The sequence below is a fragment of the Fibrella aestuarina BUZ 2 genome (genome assembly GCF_000331105.1).
Classification (GTDB): Bacteria; Bacteroidota; Bacteroidia; order Cytophagales; family Spirosomataceae; genus Fibrella; species Fibrella aestuarina.
The window spans coordinates 1,189,568-1,207,456 of record NC_020054.1 but is presented as its reverse complement, the minus strand read 5'-3'; the positions used below and the strand labels follow the sequence as shown (position 1 = coordinate 1,207,456).

Genomic DNA, 17,889 nt, shown 5'->3' with positions numbered 1-17,889 from the left:
CAAAAAAGCCCGCTTTTGGCGGGCTTTTCGTTCTTTTCGGTTCCATCATGAAAGACCAAGAGGGTCCGACAAAGCTATTTCAAACAAATAGCGAACGCTGCAGGCCATGCGCTTTATCGCATACATCAGGCACGTAAGGGCTGCCACTGAAGAGGGTCGCATTGGTTTGTGTGAAAAGTGTATGGCCAAAAATACGATATACGTACGCTACTCTGTACGAAACCGATGGCACGACTTAGTAAACGGACTGGTGACAACGAAATCAATAACATGGGTGACAGATCATATCAGCACCTGACTCATGCCAGCACGCGCACCTACCGATGAAATGCAAAATGAATACCAATACTGACCCGCTCGTAGGTGACTTATCGCACGGCCCACGCCTGCGGCCTATGCGTATCGTTCATAGTCAGCCCATTCGTCAATATCCGTCAGCTCGGGCAGGAGCGCAACGGTTTGCCCGTTGGCAGCCAGCAGCGCTTTGGTGCGGTCCAGTAGATCAGGCTGGCTCCAGGGCATGTCTATAAACAAATCATCGTGGAGACGTTTCATGCCCAGCAGATAATAACCGCCGTCGGTAGCGGGGCCGATTACTACATCGGCCTGATCAAGCGCCCGAAACGCCTGCGCCAGATGATCTTCCGTAATGGTCAGGCAATCGCTACCGATGATAACGATCTTCTCGGCGCGGGCGGCAAACTGTTCCCGGAACGCATTAGCCATGCGCTCGCCGAGGTCGTCGCCCACTTGCAGTGCTTTTTCATAACCATTCCAGCCATCACCGGGGTTGATAAAATCGGCGTAGTAAACAGCCTTTGTATAAGGCGTATAGCGGGTAATCTGTTGCGTATGCTGAAGCAGGTGCCGGTAGACCTGAACGGCGCGGTCGTTACCCACGGTTCGGGCGATTCGGGTCTTGACAGTGCCGGGAATTGGGTTCTTAACAAAGATTATCAGATGGTGGGTAGCCATGAGGGTTGTACTTTTGCAGACTTTTGAGACTCAAGCTTATGTCTAAAGAAATTGTTTATACGGACCAGGCCCCCGCTCCGATTGGGCCTTACAATCAGGCTGTGAAAGTAACTACGGCCTGTGGCAGCACAACACTCTATGTATCAGGGCAGGTTGCCATTGAGTTGGCCCCGCTGGGTGATATCCAGGCTGAGACCCAAAAAGTAATGGAGAACGTGGGCGCCATTCTGCGGGCAGGCAACATGGATTATGCCAACGTAGTTAAGGCGACCATCTTCGTAAAAGATATGAACAACTTCGCGGCCATCAATGAGGTCTACGGCCGCTTTTTCACGAGCGATTTCCCGGCTCGCGAAACCGTCGAAGTTGCCCGATTACCCAAAGACGTCAACGTCGAAATTTCAGTCATCGCAGTTAATTGATTGGCACGTGGATGACATGGATTTCAAGGATGATCGCGGATTGTTTGCTCAGTTTGTTGACTGTAAAATCCGCAATCGTCCTTAAAATCTGCGTCATCCGCGTTCTATCCCCCAACTATGAAACCACGCGTTCGTTTCGCGCCCAGTCCCACCGGCCCCCTGCATATCGGTGGGGTTCGCACGGCGTTATATAATTACCTGTTTGCCCGAAAAATGGGTGGGCAGATGCTCCTTCGGATCGAAGACACCGACCAGAACCGGTTTGTGCCGGGTGCCGAGCAATACATCATCGAAGCATTGGCCTGGGTCGGCATTCAGATCGACGAAGGGCAGACCGCTAATGGCCCCGTCGGCCCCGACGCACCCTATCGACAGTCGGAACGGCAGGCGATTTACCAGCGCGAGGCGCAGCGGCTCGTCGATGAAGGAAAAGCGTATTACGCCTTCGACACCGCCGAAGAGCTCGACGCCATGCGGGCCCGGCTCGAAGCCGCCAACGCCCCCGCCGCGCAGTACAACGCCATCACGCGGATGCAGATGAAGAACAGCCTCACGCTGCCCGCTGCCGACGTGAAAGCGCGCATCGACGCTGGGGATCCGTATGTAATCCGGCTCAAGACGCCGCGTAAGGAAGAAGTACGGCTCAACGATCTGGTACGCGGCTGGGTGAACGTGCACTCGTCGGCCATCGATGACAAGGTGTTGCTGAAGTCAGACGGGTTACCGACCTATCACCTCGCCAACGTGGTTGATGATCACCTCATGCAGATTACGCACGTGATCCGCGGCGAAGAATGGTTGCCGTCGGCACCGCTGCACGTGTTGCTGTATCGCTACCTCGGCTGGGAAGACACCATGCCGCAGTTTGCCCATTTGCCCCTGCTGCTCAAGCCCGAAGGCAACGGCAAACTGAGCAAACGCGACGCCGATTTGGGTGGCTTCCCGGTGTTTCCGCTCCAATGGCAGGATCCGTTCTCAGGTACGTTGGCGCGGGGCTTCCGCGAAGACGGCTACCTGCCCGAAGCGCTCGTGAACTTCCTGGCCATGCTGGGCTGGAACCCCGGTACCGAACAGGAGCTGTTCACGATGGATGAGCTGATCGAGGCCTTCGACATCGAACGGATTCAGAAAGGCGGGGCGCGTTTCGACATCGAAAAGGCAAAATGGTTCAACCAGCAGTACCTCCGGCAGCGTCCCAACGCCGATCTGGCCCCCACCGTACAGCGGCAGGCCCAGGAAGCCGGGTTTGATTGCTCACCCGAAAAAGCGGAGCAGTTGGTAGCGTTGCTGAAAGAGCGCGTGACCTTCGCCACCGATATTTTTCCCGAGGCCCGCACCATCTTCTTCGCCCCTACTGAGTACGACGAGACCGTTCGGGCAGCCAAGTGGAATGACGACGCCCGCCGGGCTGTCACGGCTTTCCGCGATGCGCTGTTGACGTACGACGGTCCGTTCGAAGCCGATGCCATCAAGCATTTGCTGTCGGATACCCTGACGGCGGCGGGCATCAAGCAAGGCAAAGTGATGCAGGCGATGCGGCTGGCGCTTACGGGCCTCGGCGCGGGCCCCGACCTGATGCTGACCATGCAGATTATCGGAAAAGCCGAAGTCATCAGCCGACTGGAAGCGGCTTTGTCGCAACTTTAACGGGAACGCGGATAAACGGATTAAAGCAGATTTACACAGATTTTAAGAGATTTGCCGTTTAATCCGGTTCTATCAAAAACCCGCGCTAATCCGTTCAATTCGTTTTATCCGCGTTCCTATATAGACTCATGGCGAAGAAGAAACCAACTCCCGCAAATCCCGACGAAGCAGAAAAGCCACGGGTTCATAAAGAACTGGAAGGATTCAACATCGAGATCAACTCGTTTGGCGAGATCGTGACCAGTTTCGAGATCGACAAGATCAACCAGTTTCTGAACCGGACGGTCGACGACAAGAAGCTACGCCACCGCGACGACCTGCAAGCCCTCAAAGGCGAAGCCGACCGCCCCGACGAGGACGTACCTGACGATGAAGACGAAAAACTCTTCGACGAAACCGACGACATCCTGCCCGACAACGACCCCGAAAGGTAACCAGCCAAGCGGTTCGTTTGAGCGCCTATAAACGACGGTCATCGCATTCGTGCGATGACCGCTTTTTTTGCCCGCTTATCCAATTTTCAACCCACCTAATTTCCGTTTGCTCGTACTTAGTAACTAGCAAATGGCCCCTATCTGGCCAACATTCCTGACATGACCTCACACGAAATCGACTACAAAATCATTGGCGAAGACATCCAGGTGGTTGAGATTGAACTCGACCCCAACGAGACCGTCATTGCCGAAGCAGGCAGCATGCTCTTCATGGAAGAGGGCATCTCGTTTGAAACCCGGATGGGCGACGGCTCCCAAACCAGCGGTGGCTTTCTGGGCAAGCTCATGCAGGCGGGTTCGCGCATGATCATGGGCGAGTCGCTGTTTATGACCCACTTCACTAACCGGGGTGTGGGTAAGCGAAAAGTAGCGTTTGCCGCGCCATACCCCGGCACGGTCATGCCCATCAACCTGGCCAACATTTACCAGAATACACTCATCGTGCAGAAAGACGCCTTCCTCTGCGCGGCCATGGGTACGCGGCTCAGCATTCACTTCAATCAGCGGCTCGGGGCCGGCCTGTTTGGGGGCGAAGGGTTTATCCTTGAGAAAGTGCAGGGCGATGGTCTGGCGTTTATCCACGCGGGTGGTGTCGTGATGGAGCGCACCCTCAACAACGAAGTGCTGCGCGTCGATACGGGCTGTGTGGTCGGTTTCGAGCCGCAGATTAACTTCAGCATCGAACAGGCGGGCGGGCTTCGCAGCATGATTTTCGGCGGCGAAGGCCTGTTTTTGGCCACCCTGCGCGGTACCGGCAAAGTCTGGATTCAGTCGATGCCGATCTCGAAACTCGTGCAGCGCCTGGCACCTTATAGTGCTCAATCGCACAAAGAAGGCGGCTCCGTACTGGGTCAGCTTGGCAACCTATTTGAAGGATAATCAACGGCTAATTAGCCCGTTTACCGTTCTCTTGATCAAACGCGTCGTTAATCCGCCAGTCGAGACAGGCGGATTAACGACGCGTTTTTTGTGGCCGTGCACGCCTCAAATACGGTCAGTAAAACCAGCCGCCGATGCCACACGGATACGTACCCAACCGGAACCGGGGCGATAGGCCTCCTTGTTAGGCAGGTATGGAAGTAATTTGCACAAACGACAAGTTTCCGGCCCCTGTGCTGGCGTTTTATGCGGAGTTTGGCGTGAAAACGCCCGTGAAAGACACGCTGTACACGATCCGGCAAGTGAAGCAACACACAACCGGCGAAACGGGTGTACTGCTCAACGAAATTCAGAACCCCGACGTACCGGTGAAGCACCCGGTGCTGGGCGAAGTCTGGTTTGAGCCGACGTTTAACATCAACCGTTTTGCCACGCTCATGGGCCAGCCGGTTCGCGAAGAAGAGCTGGCCGACGTAAATGCGTAGCCACACTATTTTTTTCGTAGCTTAGGGGCTTCATTTCGTCTAGTATTTTCCCGGAATAAGTCTTTGTCTACTTAGTGGTGTTTGTTTACAAGGGCTGCTGTGTCGTAAATACAGCTCTATTGAGTGCACCCGTTGCTTGCCAGGTTTAGCCGCCTAGCCGCTATCGATTTGATCAGCAACCAGCCTGCACACTGATGGTGAGTGGGTTCGGAATAGCTTAGGCATCGGGGCATTCGTCAGGCATCTCAAAAAGGCTTGAGCGTGCGCTACGGATGTACGCCCATAGGCAATAGGAACTTTTTTGGCCCGATCTATGATAGAGTAAGGAAATAGATGGGCGAAACGTTGATTGACACATAGTTGGTTACTAACTTGGCCGTTTGTAAGTAGGCCTGAGTAATCAATAAGTATTTCTCTTATCACCTAACCGCGATGAACGGTCTGACTACCGTAACCAATGATCTCTAAAAAAGCGAAGTATGCCATCAAGGCATTGAAGGTTCTGACCGAAGAGTTTGGCAAAGGGCCGGTTTTGATCTCGTACATCTCTGCGCGCGAGAACATTCCGAAGAAATTCCTAGAGGCTATTTTGCTGGAACTCCGCAACCACGGTATCCTGCAAAGCCAGAAAGGTAAAGGTGGTGGGTATCTGCTCCGTATCGACCCAGCCCGGGTAAACCTGGCTCAGGTGTTGCGCGTCATCGACGGCCCCATTGCACCCACGCCCTGCGTATCGCTGAACTTCTACGTCAAATGCGACGATTGCGAGGATGAGGTGACCTGTGCCCTCAAGCCCATCATGGAGCGCGTTCGCGATGCGAACCTCGGTGTCTATGAAAACACCACCTTGCTGACCTTCCAGAACATGGAGTCGTTGGAGACGAAAGAGATTCCCATCGGGGTTGCTCCGAATTCGGCCACAGACGCCAGCCTGTTGTCTGCCTAATCCGCCATTGCCTATGCGATAACCGCTACTCATCAACGCACAAAGGCCCGGATATTCCGGGCCTTTGGCATGTATAGGGTATACTACTAACCTTAGTCTTCCAGCGCAACAGGCTGGTGCTCGGGCCGGAGCAGGTCGTTGACCGTCTTGACCGGGTTGAACGTAATCAGCGGTACTTCTACAAACAGCGTGTTCCAGTTGGCCATAGCGCCGTTCCAGAGACCCGGCAGTTCCTGCGCTTTCAGGTCTTTGCCGTCTTTCGACTTGGCCGTGATGAAGCCCGTCAGCGGATCGCGGAAATCGGGCAGGTTGTACCGTTGGCCCTGCCGGTTTTTCAGTCCACAGACCAGGTCAACAGGGTTGAAGTGCGTAGCCTGCTCGAACAGAGTTTTCTGGGCGGCATCGTCCATGTCGATTTGCGCCGACTCCACTACCTGCAACGAAACCGAACCGTCGGCGTTTTGCGCCCAGAACGGACCACCACCCGGCTCGCCTACGTTTTTCACCATCCCACAGGCCCGAATCGGCCGATCAAGCTTTTGCCGGTAATAGAGGAGCCTGTCGGCGGCCGATCGCTGGGCAAAGTCGGCCGGGGGCGTTACGCAGAGTGTCGTACGCAAAAACTCGTCGGCTTCAGCCAGGTAGCCCTCGCTAACCTCGTCGCCGCTCAACAGCTCCTGCAGGCGGAACAGTTGTTTCTGGGCGTCGAGCAACACCGTCGCCAGCACTTTTTTGTAGGTGATGGTCTGTTCTTTCAACTCATCGGGTACCACGTTATCGATGTTCTTGATAAACACCAGATCAGCGTCGATGTCGTTCAGGTTTTCGATCAAGGCCCCGTGCCCGGCCGGCCGGAACAGCAGCGTATCGTCGCCATTCCGGAACGGGGTATTGTCGAGATTGACCGAAATGGTATCCGTGCTCTTTTTCTGTTCGGAAAACGTAACCTCAAAGTCAACGCCCAGCCAGGTTTCGTAGTCGTGCAGTTCCTGCTGAATCAGTTCTTCAAAGCGGCTCCGGTGTTCGGGCGAAACGGTAAAGTGCAACCGAACCTGCCCGTTGGCGTTGGCGTAAGCTGCGCCTTCCACCAGGTGCTCTTCGACCGGGGTACGTGGCCCATCGGCGTAGTTATGAAACTTGAGCAGGCCTTTGGGCAGGCTACCGTAGTCGAGGCCTTTGGCGGTGAGCAGGTACGTCAGGACGGTATGCCGGTCATTATCGGCAACGGCCTTGTCGAGGTCGAGGTGGTCTTTGGCCATCGCCGCTTTCAGGTCTTCGTAGAAGGCAAAATCGTCGAGGCGTTCGAAAAAGCCGTCGGTTGCTTTATCCATCTTACCATCCAGCGCCGCAAACAGGGACTTAAACATCCGGGTGGCGGCACCAGACGCCGGCACAAATTTCATCAGCGTCAACTCACTAGCCTGCGCATCGTACTGATGGATGTAGTTGGTCAGCTGGTCTTCGGGTACGCGGATGATACCGTCGCCCACAGTGGCCGCCCGGATTACATGCAGAAAGGGAAACCCATCGATAAAGTGCTGGATCTGCTGCTGAACAACGTCGGTGGTAGTGCCTTGGTTGGCAATTTGGTCAAGGTCAGTTTGGGAAAACATGGCGGTACTTCAAAATCAATGTGTGCGCGGCAAGTTGCCGGTTTCGGTCAAGTATCGCAAGGGCCTTTCTGAAAACTTAGTGAGGGGCTACGAGAGCACGCCCGAAACGACATTAATACTCAGGGCGACGATGAGCGTGTTGAAGGCAAACGCCAACAGGCTATGCACCAGAATCAGCCGCCGAAAGGCCGGGGTCGTCGGTCCCACGTCGGCCACCTGACTGGTCATACCGATCCCGAACGCGACATAGGCGAAATCTTCGTAGCCGGGCTGCTTGGTATCGGGAAAATTCAGCCCCTCGCCGGGCTCGTGCTGGTAATACAGATGCGCATACCGCAGCGTAAAGAGTGAGTGCAGGAGCACCCAGGAGTTGATTACAGTAAGCGCCGACAGAATGATATAAAGCCGCAGGTGTTGCCCGTTCAGTTGTTTGACCACGTCGAGCAGAAAAATAACGGCGAAGAAGCTAGCCAGTGCCGCCGCAACGGCGAATATCAGGATCAGCACCCGCCCCGAATCCTGCAGCTTGTAGGCTTTCAGGGCTTCGCGTGGGTGCAGGTACGTCATCGATAGCCAGGCCAGCGCGTTGATCGTCAGCGCATAGCTGTCATAGGCAAGGAGCAGTTGCAATGGCCAGATTACGTAATAGCTGGCGACGGCGAAGGTGAGCGCCGCCACACCCAGCCCAATCAGGAGCCGATGGTGTGCATCGAGGCGAGCAAGTTGATTCATGACGATACGTGATCGATAAGGGACATAAGCGGGTTTGGTATCCAATAACCAGCATCCTCTTTTCGTAAGTAGCTTTGTACACATATGCATCGCTACCTGCCAATGATACGACTTTTGACCGGGCTGTTTATAGGCCTTACCTGTTGGGCCTGCCATGACCCCAATGTAGTCTATAAAGAAAATGCCGACATCGAGGATGGGAAGTGGTTTGTAAAGAACACGCCTACCTTCCGTTTTCAGATTACCGACGCCAGCCAGCCCTACGATATTTATTATACCCTGCGCAACAACCTCACGTATCCGTATTACAACTTATACCTGACACGCTACCTCACCGACGAGCGGGGCAAAGAGCTGGAATCGCGCCTCGACGAGCTGATTCTGATGGACCCCAAAACCGGCAAACCGCGCGGCAAAGGGCTGGGCGATCTCTATGACAACAAGGTGCTGATGAAGCGGGCCTACCGGTTTCCGAAGCCAGGTACGTATGCGTTTCGGATCAAACAATATATGCGCCAGGACCCCCTCCCCGACGTGGTCAGCGTTGGGATCAGCGTGGAAAAAGCCCAATAAATAAAGAGTGGCCTATGTTCGAGTAGCAATCGGTTTAAACCGATTGCTACTCGAACATAGGCTGTTTACACTTCTTCTCTTCTCTCGTTATGTTTCTGCCCTTATTCCCGCTTAGTTTGATCGTTTACCCCGGCGAAGACCTCAACCTGCACATCTTCGAGCCGCGCTATCGGCAGCTAATCAACGAGTGCCTCGACGAAGAAAAGACGTTTGGCATTCCGGCTTATGTCGACAATAAAATGCCCGGTTACGGCACCGAAGTACACATTACGGCGCTGCACAAACGCTACGACGACGGGCGCCTCGACGTGAAAACGAAAGGCATCCGCGTTTTTCGGCTGGTCGATTTTCAGAATCCGGTCGCCGACAAGCTGTATGCCGGTGGCCATGTGCAACCCGTGGAAATCAACCCCGACGAGGAACTGCGGGCCTCGGGCGGGGGCCAGTACCTGACTCAGTTGCTCGACCGGTTGGTGAAACTGTACGATCTGCTTCAAATCGAGGCCGACTACAGCCTGACGCCACCCGACCAGTTTTCGTACCGGATTGCGCACAAGGTGGGGCTCTCCATTGAGCAGGAATATGAACTGCTGACGCTGAGTACCGAAGGCGAGCGGCAGCGTTTCCTGATCCGCCACCTCGACAAAGTGATTCCGGTGGTGTTTGACATGGAACGGACCAAAGAGCGCATCCGCATGAACGGCCATTTCAAAAACCTCGATCCACTGAATTTCTGACGTACTGCTCCGTTCGCACGCATCGCTCAGGAACCCGAATGGATTATATTCAGTAGTTGGCTACGTATCAGCAGCAAGACATGAACAACGTACCCAAACACATACTGGCCATTTCGGGGAGCACGCGGGCCGACTCGTCGAATGCGCAGTTGCTGCGGATAATGGCAGCACTGGCGGGCGACCGCTGGAACATGACGTTTTACAACCAGCTCGATCAGCTGCCGCATTTCAACCCGGACCTCAATCGCGGCAACGTACCTGAACAGGTATCCGTACTTCGAGCGGCGATCGAGGCCGCCGATGGCGTCATCATCTGCACCCCTGAATATGTGTTCAGTCTGCCGGGTAGCCTGAAAAACCTACTGGAATGGCTGGTATCGACAACCCTGCTCACCGATAAGCCCACCGCCCTGGTTACGGCTTCGGCATCGGGCGAGAAAGCACACGATGCCCTGCAACTGGTTGTAGGTACGTTGCAGGCCCGCTTCACACCCGCCACGACGCTGCTCATCAGTGGTGTCCGAGGCAAATTAGCGCCCGACGGTCACCTTACCGACGTACCCACGGAAATGGCGCTTGCCCAACTGGTAGATGCCTTCACGGTCCTGCTTAGCCGCTAATCTTTTTCATCCACCTGCCCCACTTTCTTCACCCGTTTGGGCAATTGGTCGGTCAGTTGCTGCAGGTTTTTAATGGGTGGTCGTGGTTTTTCCGCTTCGCCCAGCAGGAAACCGTAGGGCGTCATTGGTTCGACGGCGTCGAAAATCACTTTGATGATGGCCGTCAGCGGCAGCGCCAGTACCAGACCCGGCAAGCCCCACAATTTCTCCCAAACCAACAGCGCAATAATAGCAGCGAGGGGATTGATGCTCACCTTCGACCCCACGATGTAGGGCGTGATGAAGTTGCCTTCGATGGCTTGCACGAACAGAAAGACGCCAATGACGCCCAGCGCCTTCAATGGATTGTCTTGCGTGACGAGGGTGTAGGCAGCGGGTAGCAGCGACCCCAGCGAGATACCGAAATAAGGAATCAACACCAGGCAGGCCCCGAAGAAGCCGAAGAAGATAGCGTAATCGACGCCCAAGATCATCAGGCCGATGGTCATCAGGGTGCCCGTTACCAGAATCACCAGCACGAGGCCGGCCAGGTAATCTTTCACCACCTCATAAATGCGCCCCAGCACGGTGTCTACCTTGGTGCGCCGGGTGTGGCCAAATACCTTGTAGAAAAACGACCGGAAAAAGTCGCGGTAAAGCAGAAAGAAAAAGATAAACAGCAGTACGATGAAGATGTCGGTAATCGTACTGGTGGTGGCCAGCAGCGTAGACGTCAGCATGGCGCCGCCCGATTCCAGCAGGCTATTCAGGTACTTGCGTCCCTCGGTCATCTGCCGCTTACGGTCAATGTTGAAATTAGCGTCGGCGTAGGTTTGCAGCTTGTCGAGCGCGTTGTTGCCTTTCTGAATAAGCTGAGGCAGCACTTCCGAGAAGTTGCTGATCTGAATGGTGACCGCATACAACAACGTGGAGATGACAGCCAGCGTCAGGACCAGACACAGCAAGACAGCCGCGATACGGGGTATACGCCATTTTTCGAGCCGCAAACAGAGTGGATAGAGCAGGACCGAAAACAGAATGGCAAATACCAGCGGTATCAGCAACGTCTGCAATTCATACAACCCGTAGATCAGAATTAGGGTTGAGGTTAGTACAGCCGCCAGTTGGATGTAAAACGGCTGTTGAACTTCTGTAGCTCGATTGATCATGCGCTTGTTTGTAATGACCTCAATCACCAGTGGAGATTATCTCCTACTTAGTAGTATATACTTCAATAACTGATTTATGTTTCACTGGTTGCTTAACGTATTTTTTGGCGTAAAGGTCGGATTTTGTTCGTGTGCGCCCGAAGTCAGGCGATTAGGCGTAGCCCGGGTACGTTCCCAGTACCAGATCGAACGGCTGGCCCGCCTGCCGCGCGTTGTCAATGAAAGCTCCGGGTTGGCACGCCGAACCGCCGACGGCCGCACCATCTGGACCCACAACGACGGCGGTGGGCGGCCTACCTTGTATGGGGTCGACGTGGCTACGGGGACCTTGCTCGATTCGCTTCCCTTCCCGTCGTTGCGCAATACGGATTGGGAAGAGTTGACGCAGGCCGATACGTCCCGCCTGTTCATCGCCGATCTGGGCAATAACGCCAACACACGGCGTGACCTGGCCATACATCAGGTCGATCGGGCTGGCAACCATACAGCGACGCTAGCCATAAGCTACGCCGACCAGCTTGCTTTCCCGCCTGATCGGGCGACGAAGCCGGGGCGCAATTTCGACTGCGAAGCGGTTTTTTACCGCACCGACAGTTTATTCCTGTTATCAAAAAACCGGTCTGGCCATCAGGTACGTCTCTACGGCGTGCCAGCCCGCGCGGGCACGTATCAGCTGGCTCCACTCGATTCGGTTTTTATCAAGTCGATGGTCACAGGCGCGGCCATCAGCCCGGCTACGGATGGGCGGGCGGGGCAAACGCTGGCCGTGTTGACGTATGGCAAAATCCTGTTCTTCGATCTGGGTACGTCGGGCCGGCTGGGGCGGCCAACGGGCTGCCTTCGGCTACCCCGCAGCCAAACCGAAGCGATTGTCTTCCTGAACGATACCGACCTGTTAATCAGCAACGAACGGGGGTGGCTTTACCGGCTTCGTCGTCGTTAAGCAAACGTTATCTTTGTGTTAAGTCTGTAAAGCTGGCTCTTAACGTATTCGCAATGCCGCCTAACTTCGGGGCGTAGACCATCCTTCTGCACAAGCCAATGAGTACGGCAAAAGCCTCTCAGCAAGCCCATCGTGTACTGGTCGTCGATGACGACCCCGATATCGTTGAACTGCTGGAATATAACCTTCGCAAGGAGGGTTACGACGTTGAAACGGCTCCTGATGGCCGTAAGGCCGTTGAACAAGCCAAAACCTTCACACCCGAGCTGGTGCTGATGGACATCATGATGCCCCACCTCGATGGGATCGAAGCCGGTCGGCAACTCCGTGCCATTCCGGAACTGCGCAATACCTACATCCTTTACCTGACGGCCCGTTCGGAAGAATATTCGGAAGTAGCGGCCTTTGAAGTGGGCGCCGATGATTATATCACCAAGCCCATCAAACCCCGCGCGCTGATGAGCCGTATCAACGCGCTGTTTCGTCGAGAAGCCCAGAAAGCCGATACCGGCGACCTGATTCAGATTGCCGACCTGACCATCAACCGGCAGAACTACTCGGTGAACCGAGGCGATCAGACGATCATCTTGCCGAAGAAAGAGTTTGAACTGTTTTTCCACCTGGCCCAAACGCCCAACAAAGTCTTTAGCCGCGAAGAATTGCTACAAAAAATTTGGGGTGCCGATATTTACGTCCTCGAACGCACTGTCGACGTGCACATTCGTAAACTCCGCGAAAAAATCGGCGAAGGCTATATCCGAACGCTGAAAGGCGTGGGGTATATGTTTGAAATCGCGTAGCGCCGCAACCCCTTGCGGCTCACTGGCGTCAGTGGCAGGCTGTTTACCCGTACTGCTGACGCATTAGTTTGCTGACGCCAGTGAGCCGCAAGGGGTTGCGGCGCTACATGGTTTTCTGTCACATGTCCTTATCTCCCCGCATTATTGCCCTCTTGCTGGCCCTGCTCATTGCGGGGCTGACGATGGCCTTTCTGGCCTTTGTGCCGGGCACAACGGGCAGTATGCTGTTTGTCGTAGGTACGTCGTCGTTTCTGCTGTCGTTTTTTCTGGTCATGTACACCATCGATATTCTGGTGTACCGCGAAATCACGAAGCTCTATGACGCCATCCGCCGGCTGAAGGTCAAAGACTTCTCCATATCGCGCAAATCCATCCTGAAAACAGGCAATCCGTTTAAAAAGCTGAACGACGAGATTTTCGTGTACGTCGCCAAAAAGCAGCGGGAGATCGACGAGTTGAAACGGATGGAGCAGTTTCGGCGGGAGTTTCTGGCCGATGTATCGCATGAGTTGAAGACCCCCATTTTTGCTGCGCAGGGCTTTATTCACACCCTGATCGACGGGGCGGTGGACGATGAGTTCGTGCGCGACAAGTTCCTGGCCAAAGCCGCCCGCAGCCTCGACGGCCTCGATGCGCTCGTGAAAGACCTGGTGGCGCTTTCGCAGCTTGAAACCGGCGAGTTGCGCATGCATTTTGAGCGCGTGGATATGCGGCAATTAATCGAAGAAATTTTCGAGCAACTAGAAAGTCTGGCCCGCGCCCGTACGACCAGCCTGAGGCTTAAAGCCCCCCAGGGCCCGATCTGGGTCAAGGCCGACCGGCAACGCATGACCCAGGTGATGATCAACCTGATTCAGAACGCTGTCAAATACGGCAACGACAACGGCCGCGTGATCGTTGCGCTCGATGAAGACGGCAAAAAGCACATTCAGGTATCGGTGAAAGACGACGGCCCCGGCATTCCGCCCGAGCACCTCAGCCGCATCTTCGAGCGGTTTTATCGCGTTGAAAAGAGCCGCTCCAAAGAGCAGGGCGGTACCGGGCTGGGCCTCGCCATTGTGAAGCACATTTTGAACGCCCACAAATCGAAGATCACGGTGTTGAGCCGCCTCGAGAAAGGGACCGAATTCCGCTTTAAGCTGGACAAGGAATAGCCTCAGGCGTTTGCCAACGGCCAACGCATCACAAAGGTAGCACCCTCGCCCGGCTGGCTGTGCGCCTCGATGGAGCCGCCGTGGTTATGCATGACCCGTTGGCAGATGGCGAGCCCGATGCCCGTTCCGGGGTATTCACTCTGGGAATGAAGCCGCTGAAACAGCTGAAATATCCGTTCGCGATATTGGGGCGAAAACCCGATGCCTTCGTCGCTGATCGTCAGTTCGTGTTCGTTGCTGGCAGGCAAGTATTGATGGCTGATCGTGACGACGGGCGGCTGGCCGGGGCGGTGAAACTTAAGCGCATTGCTCAGCAGGTTTTGCAGCAGCTGCCCAAACATGAACCGGACGGCCGTGATCTCGGGTAACTCGGATAGCCGTATAACCGCCTGGCTTTTGGTGATGGCTTCCTGCAAATCGGTCTGCACTTCAGTGACCAGATCAGCCAGACTAAACGTTTCGGAGACGTGCTCGGCGCCGTTGATACGAGCATAGTTGAGCAGGTCATGAATCAGCTCCTGCATGCGGGCTGCCGCGCCGATGGAGCGCTTGAAAAACTCACGCCCACGCTCCGACAGCCGTTCGGCCTCCTGATCCAGAATCATCTGGTTGAAGCTCTTGATTTTGCGGAGTGGTTCCTGCAAATCGTGACTGGCTACGTGGGTAAACGAACTCAATTCGGCGTTTCGCTGCTCCAGTTGCTGGTTTTGCCGGGCCAACGTTTCATTAAGTTCACGCAATTGACGCTCCTGCTCTTTTTGCCGGGTGATGTTCATGTCGACGCCAAACACCCCAATTGCCTTCCCGGCCTCGTCGTGCACAATACGCCCGATGGTATGGATGTAAATCTCGCGGCCAAACTTGTCGTACCGCCGGTATTCCATCTCCAGATCGTCGCCCTGTAACGCTTTCGCGACAGCCGCCTCCAGAACAGGCAAGTCGCCTGGGTGCGTGGATTGAGCTACAGTGGCCAGATCGACCTCAATCTCGTTGGGTTCATACCCCCAGAATACATACATCTCGGGGCTCCAGCGAATCTTGGTATCCCCAAAATACCATTCCCAACTAGCCATGCCAGCCATCCGTTGCGCCTGGCTCAATTGGGCCTCCCGAATCAGCAGCTTCGCTCGCATGTCGAGCAATTGCTCAACGCCCGATTCGTGGGCCGGGGAGCCCTCCGCCGGCTGAATGAGGCTATTGGTAAGGGGGGTTGGTGGCGGCGTATTCATAAAGTGAACAGAGGGCAAGTGGTAGAAGTCTTCGTCTTCAGACGGGCAGTTGGGCGTAGAGTAACTCCTAGTATACTCAATCCAATAACAATCTGACAAGATGTACGGATAGCCTAGTATAAATACACGGAGAGCAGCCTATCCGACTGGATAGGCTGCTCTCCGTGTACCAAGCAAATTAGATTGAATTAATTGGCCCGAATCACCGAATCAGGAAGAAAACGGACATCGAGACCCGTCGCTTTTTTCAGGGCGGCGTAGTTGTTTTTACCATCCTGATAAGCCGGGTTTACTTCCATCGACTTGTTGTAATAATACGAGGCCAACTGATACTTCCCTTCGTTTTGGTAGATCACGCCAAGGTTGTTGTAAGCAGGCGCATAGGACGAAGCCGCCCGGATGGTCTGCTTGTAATAGTACTTGGCAGAGTCGACGTTGGGCGTGATCCGCTGGAACACGTAGGCCATTGAAAAATACGATTCGCCGAAATTGGGGTAGATCCGGCACGACTCCTGGAGGTGATCCAGCGCCCAGCGGGCGTATTTGCTCGTTTCCTTATTGTATTCGCCCAGCATCGCCTGGTATTTCTTTACCGAATCGGGCTTGGTCTGGTAGCGCACCAGCCGGCTATTGGCCGTGTCGATCTTGGCGCGTTCTTTCAGCCCTTTCTCGATCCATTCATTCGCCACGTGGCGCTGCACCTGACAGCTCGTGGGCGCATAGGGCAGAGCCGAGTTAAACAGAACGAAGTTATTTTCCCAATCCGGGTTGCGGGTGACTGTCTTGAATGAATACAGCCCGCACACCACCGCCAGGATGGCCGCCAGCGGCAGGTAATTCATGGCCAGGCTTGGCCGCGCTGCCAACGTACCTGCCGGTTCGCTGGGTACGTCCTCCTTCGGCTTGGCTACGCCTAATTTCTCTACCAACGCCTGCACAGCCCAGACCAGCACAAAGGCAAAACCCATCACGGCTGCATACAGGAAACGTTCGGCCAGGATACCGCCCCGGCTATAGATAAAGCCCAGCCCCGGTGCCATCGTGACAAAGAACCAGAACAGCCCGAAGCCCCACAGCGTCCGCCGCCGGAAACCGATCCAGGTGAGCACAATGAGACCAATCATGCTGAAGAAGCCCAGCCACGAGAGCAGATCGCTCTTGCCACCCGTCGGGATTACGTTGTACGAATAGTCGTAGACAAGCGGATGCGGCAGGATCAACAGTTTGATGTACCAGACGAAGAATTTAAACATCGTCGAGGTCTTGGTATTCAGGATCGCGTAGGGGTAGTTGGCCCAGTCGGTGGGCGGGTTGCCGCTCAACGTACCGATCATCTGCTTTTTCTGGTAGAAAAACACAGCGGCGATGATCAGGAATGGCCACAGGCTCACCATCGAGCGCACCACGTTGCGGCGGGCAAACCAGTACTGCATGGCCGGGATCAGGGCCAAACTCACGATCGACGATTCTTTCGAGAGGAACGCGAAGTACAGCGACGCACAGGCCAGCCCTACCCAAGTGGTTGATAGCCCCGCCATCACCAGCACGCCGATCACGCCACCCGCCGTAGCCCCGAACGAGTTGACCAGCAGGCTGCTCCCGATTACCCAGCCGCCTACCACGTTGAAGACCGTGAGCACGCCGCCCAGCGCCATATCCGACGTGGGGCCCTGGTACCAGAACGAGGTTTTAGCTTCGAGCTGTTTCCAGTAGGTCAGCAGCATGAGCGAGATAAACAGGAAGCTCAGCAGTTCATCGCGGCCTTTGATGTTGGCTACGATCTCGGTGTGAATGGGATGCGTGATGAACGCCAGCCCGATCAGGAACGCCATTACGGTTTTACCCGGTAACCATTTTTGCAGCAACGCCCCAATGCTCAGGCCCGTAAGGCCATACAAGACGGCGTTGATCTGATGGCTGTATTCAGGGTGTTTATCGCCGAAAAATTCCTGTTCCAGTGCAAACGTGATCAGCGACAGCGGGCGGTAATAACCCAGCGAGATATTGCTGAAGTGCCAGAACTCCGTGCGCATGAGGTCGGGCAAGCCTTTCAACCCGTTTTTCACGAACAGGTTTTGCCCGATGGCCGCGATGTCGTCGAGCGCATACTGGTGACCAAACGTGTTAGCGTAGATCAGCACACCGATGGCGGCCAGTGCCAGCAACGGCCACCACGCAACGGGTGTCCGCTCAATGGGCAGATCCGACGCGGTGGGGGCGCTGGGTCGCGGTGGAATAGTGACCACCGGCTGGGTACGTTGCGTAGGCGGCGCCGAAGGGCGCGGGGCGGGATTCTGCGGCGCGCCAGAGCCGGGGCGTTGGCTCACCGGCTGCTTCTTTTTACTCATGCTTTGGGTTAAAATGAATCAGAATGTGCGGCCTGCGAGTTAACTCATCAGCCTCTGTTGGCACAAGCAGTAAATCGCAGCGCGCACATCGTAATTTATTAGTTAGGTACGTTTTAGGTGAGGAAGCGGCCTTTTCACAGGCTT

18 protein-coding genes are annotated in these 17,889 nt (G+C 55.2%); 12 read left to right on the top strand and 6 right to left on the bottom strand.

Annotated features, from left to right (window positions below; genetic code table 11):
- Window positions 1-393: 393 nt before the first annotated feature.
- Complete coding sequence (locus tag FAES_RS04855) at window positions 394-975, bottom strand: TIGR04282 family arsenosugar biosynthesis glycosyltransferase (RefSeq protein WP_015330085.1); 582 nt, start codon at window positions 973-975, stop codon at window positions 394-396.
- Window positions 976-1,013: 38 nt separating this feature from the next.
- Between FAES_RS04855 and FAES_RS04850 the strand changes: the two genes are divergently transcribed.
- The 6 genes from FAES_RS04850 to FAES_RS04825 all read left to right on the top strand — a co-directional run bounded on the left by FAES_RS04850 (window position 1,014) and on the right by FAES_RS04825 (window position 5,848).
- Entirely contained in the window at window positions 1,014-1,397 is a 384-nt protein-coding gene (locus tag FAES_RS04850; protein WP_015330084.1) for a Rid family detoxifying hydrolase, read from the top strand.
- 117 nt (window positions 1,398-1,514) lie between these two features.
- Entirely contained in the window at window positions 1,515-3,044 is a 1,530-nt protein-coding gene (gltX, locus tag FAES_RS04845) for a glutamate--tRNA ligase (RefSeq protein ID WP_015330083.1), read from the top strand.
- A gap of 128 nt (window positions 3,045-3,172) precedes the next feature.
- Window positions 3,173-3,478: a hypothetical protein gene (locus tag FAES_RS04840; RefSeq protein WP_015330082.1), complete on the top strand. Its 306-nt coding sequence runs from the start codon at window positions 3,173-3,175 to the stop codon at window positions 3,476-3,478.
- Between the two features lie 159 nt (window positions 3,479-3,637).
- Window positions 3,638-4,417 carry a TIGR00266 family protein gene (locus FAES_RS04835; RefSeq protein WP_015330081.1) on the top strand — a complete coding sequence of 260 codons (780 nt, stop codon included), beginning with the start codon at window positions 3,638-3,640 and terminating at the stop codon, window positions 4,415-4,417.
- 194 nt (window positions 4,418-4,611) lie between these two features.
- A complete protein-coding gene (locus FAES_RS04830; protein WP_015330080.1) occupies window positions 4,612-4,902 on the top strand; it encodes a hypothetical protein in 291 nt (96 codons plus the stop codon).
- Window positions 4,903-5,359: 457 nt separating this feature from the next.
- Complete coding sequence (locus tag FAES_RS04825) at window positions 5,360-5,848, top strand: RrF2 family transcriptional regulator (RefSeq protein WP_015330079.1); 489 nt, start codon at window positions 5,360-5,362, stop codon at window positions 5,846-5,848.
- 92 nt (window positions 5,849-5,940) lie between these two features.
- Here FAES_RS04825 and FAES_RS04820 read toward each other — a convergent pair whose 3' ends face one another.
- Window positions 5,941-7,461: a DUF4301 family protein gene (locus FAES_RS04820; RefSeq protein ID WP_015330078.1), complete on the bottom strand. Its 1,521-nt coding sequence runs from the start codon at window positions 7,459-7,461 to the stop codon at window positions 5,941-5,943.
- A gap of 87 nt (window positions 7,462-7,548) precedes the next feature.
- Window positions 7,549-8,193 carry a DUF1345 domain-containing protein gene (locus FAES_RS04815; protein ID WP_041257560.1) on the bottom strand — a complete coding sequence of 215 codons (645 nt, stop codon included), beginning with the start codon at window positions 8,191-8,193 and terminating at the stop codon, window positions 7,549-7,551.
- A gap of 102 nt (window positions 8,194-8,295) precedes the next feature.
- Between FAES_RS04815 and FAES_RS04810 the strand changes: the two genes are divergently transcribed.
- From FAES_RS04810 to FAES_RS04800, 3 genes are all read left to right on the top strand, one after another.
- Window positions 8,296-8,766 carry a gliding motility lipoprotein GldH gene (locus FAES_RS04810; RefSeq protein ID WP_051054365.1) on the top strand — a complete coding sequence of 157 codons (471 nt, stop codon included), beginning with the start codon at window positions 8,296-8,298 and terminating at the stop codon, window positions 8,764-8,766.
- 89 nt (window positions 8,767-8,855) lie between these two features.
- Entirely contained in the window at window positions 8,856-9,503 is a 648-nt protein-coding gene (locus tag FAES_RS04805; protein WP_015330075.1) for an LON peptidase substrate-binding domain-containing protein, read from the top strand.
- Between the two features lie 80 nt (window positions 9,504-9,583).
- Window positions 9,584-10,123: an NADPH-dependent FMN reductase gene (locus tag FAES_RS04800; protein ID WP_015330074.1), complete on the top strand. Its 540-nt coding sequence runs from the start codon at window positions 9,584-9,586 to the stop codon at window positions 10,121-10,123.
- On the opposite strand, the gene FAES_RS04795 is transcribed toward FAES_RS04800, so the two are convergent.
- Window positions 10,120-11,271: an AI-2E family transporter gene (locus tag FAES_RS04795; RefSeq protein WP_015330073.1), complete on the bottom strand. Its 1,152-nt coding sequence runs from the start codon at window positions 11,269-11,271 to the stop codon at window positions 10,120-10,122. The two genes, FAES_RS04800 and FAES_RS04795, sit on opposite strands and share 4 nt — an antisense overlap.
- Before the next feature lie 76 nt (window positions 11,272-11,347).
- Here FAES_RS04795 and FAES_RS04790 point away from each other — a divergent pair, with 76 nt between their 5' ends.
- The 3 genes from FAES_RS04790 to FAES_RS04780 all read left to right on the top strand — a co-directional run bounded on the left by FAES_RS04790 (window position 11,348) and on the right by FAES_RS04780 (window position 14,168).
- Window positions 11,348-12,214 carry a YjiK family protein gene (locus FAES_RS04790; RefSeq protein ID WP_015330072.1) on the top strand — a complete coding sequence of 289 codons (867 nt, stop codon included), beginning with the start codon at window positions 11,348-11,350 and terminating at the stop codon, window positions 12,212-12,214.
- Between the two features lie 98 nt (window positions 12,215-12,312).
- Window positions 12,313-13,014 carry a response regulator transcription factor gene (locus FAES_RS04785; protein ID WP_015330071.1) on the top strand — a complete coding sequence of 234 codons (702 nt, stop codon included), beginning with the start codon at window positions 12,313-12,315 and terminating at the stop codon, window positions 13,012-13,014.
- A 122-nt stretch (window positions 13,015-13,136) separates the two neighbouring features.
- Window positions 13,137-14,168, top strand: a complete 1,032-nt coding sequence (locus FAES_RS04780; protein WP_041257559.1) for a sensor histidine kinase — start codon at window positions 13,137-13,139, stop codon at window positions 14,166-14,168.
- 2 nt (window positions 14,169-14,170) lie between these two features.
- On the opposite strand, the gene FAES_RS04775 is transcribed toward FAES_RS04780, so the two are convergent.
- Both FAES_RS04775 and FAES_RS04770 read right to left on the bottom strand, forming a co-directional pair.
- Complete coding sequence (locus FAES_RS04775) at window positions 14,171-15,397, bottom strand: sensor histidine kinase (RefSeq protein WP_015330069.1); 1,227 nt, start codon at window positions 15,395-15,397, stop codon at window positions 14,171-14,173.
- 188 nt (window positions 15,398-15,585) lie between these two features.
- On the bottom strand, window positions 15,586-17,745 hold the full coding sequence (locus FAES_RS04770; RefSeq protein WP_015330068.1) for a tetratricopeptide repeat protein: 2,160 nt from the start codon (window positions 17,743-17,745) through the stop codon (window positions 15,586-15,588).
- Between the last annotated feature and the right edge of the window lie 144 nt (window positions 17,746-17,889).

Coding starts and splice junctions, on each gene's coding strand:
- FAES_RS04855 (WP_015330085.1), bottom strand. CDS start 975: ATGGCTACCCACCATCTGATAATCTTTGTTAAGAACCCAATTCCCGGC.
- FAES_RS04850 (WP_015330084.1), top strand. CDS start 1,014: ATGTCTAAAGAAATTGTTTATACGGACCAGGCCCCCGCTCCGATTGGG.
- gltX (WP_015330083.1), top strand. CDS start 1,515: ATGAAACCACGCGTTCGTTTCGCGCCCAGTCCCACCGGCCCCCTGCAT.
- FAES_RS04840 (WP_015330082.1), top strand. CDS start 3,173: ATGGCGAAGAAGAAACCAACTCCCGCAAATCCCGACGAAGCAGAAAAG.
- FAES_RS04835 (WP_015330081.1), top strand. CDS start 3,638: ATGACCTCACACGAAATCGACTACAAAATCATTGGCGAAGACATCCAG.
- FAES_RS04830 (WP_015330080.1), top strand. CDS start 4,612: ATGGAAGTAATTTGCACAAACGACAAGTTTCCGGCCCCTGTGCTGGCG.
- FAES_RS04825 (WP_015330079.1), top strand. CDS start 5,360: ATGATCTCTAAAAAAGCGAAGTATGCCATCAAGGCATTGAAGGTTCTG.
- FAES_RS04820 (WP_015330078.1), bottom strand. CDS start 7,461: ATGTTTTCCCAAACTGACCTTGACCAAATTGCCAACCAAGGCACTACC.
- FAES_RS04815 (WP_041257560.1), bottom strand. CDS start 8,193: ATGAATCAACTTGCTCGCCTCGATGCACACCATCGGCTCCTGATTGGG.
- FAES_RS04810 (WP_051054365.1), top strand. CDS start 8,296: ATGATACGACTTTTGACCGGGCTGTTTATAGGCCTTACCTGTTGGGCC.
- FAES_RS04805 (WP_015330075.1), top strand. CDS start 8,856: ATGTTTCTGCCCTTATTCCCGCTTAGTTTGATCGTTTACCCCGGCGAA.
- FAES_RS04800 (WP_015330074.1), top strand. CDS start 9,584: ATGAACAACGTACCCAAACACATACTGGCCATTTCGGGGAGCACGCGG.
- FAES_RS04795 (WP_015330073.1), bottom strand. CDS start 11,271: ATGATCAATCGAGCTACAGAAGTTCAACAGCCGTTTTACATCCAACTG.
- FAES_RS04790 (WP_015330072.1), top strand. CDS start 11,348: ATGTTTCACTGGTTGCTTAACGTATTTTTTGGCGTAAAGGTCGGATTT.
- FAES_RS04785 (WP_015330071.1), top strand. CDS start 12,313: ATGAGTACGGCAAAAGCCTCTCAGCAAGCCCATCGTGTACTGGTCGTC.
- FAES_RS04780 (WP_041257559.1), top strand. CDS start 13,137: ATGTCCTTATCTCCCCGCATTATTGCCCTCTTGCTGGCCCTGCTCATT.
- FAES_RS04775 (WP_015330069.1), bottom strand. CDS start 15,397: ATGAATACGCCGCCACCAACCCCCCTTACCAATAGCCTCATTCAGCCG.
- FAES_RS04770 (WP_015330068.1), bottom strand. CDS start 17,745: ATGAGTAAAAAGAAGCAGCCGGTGAGCCAACGCCCCGGCTCTGGCGCG.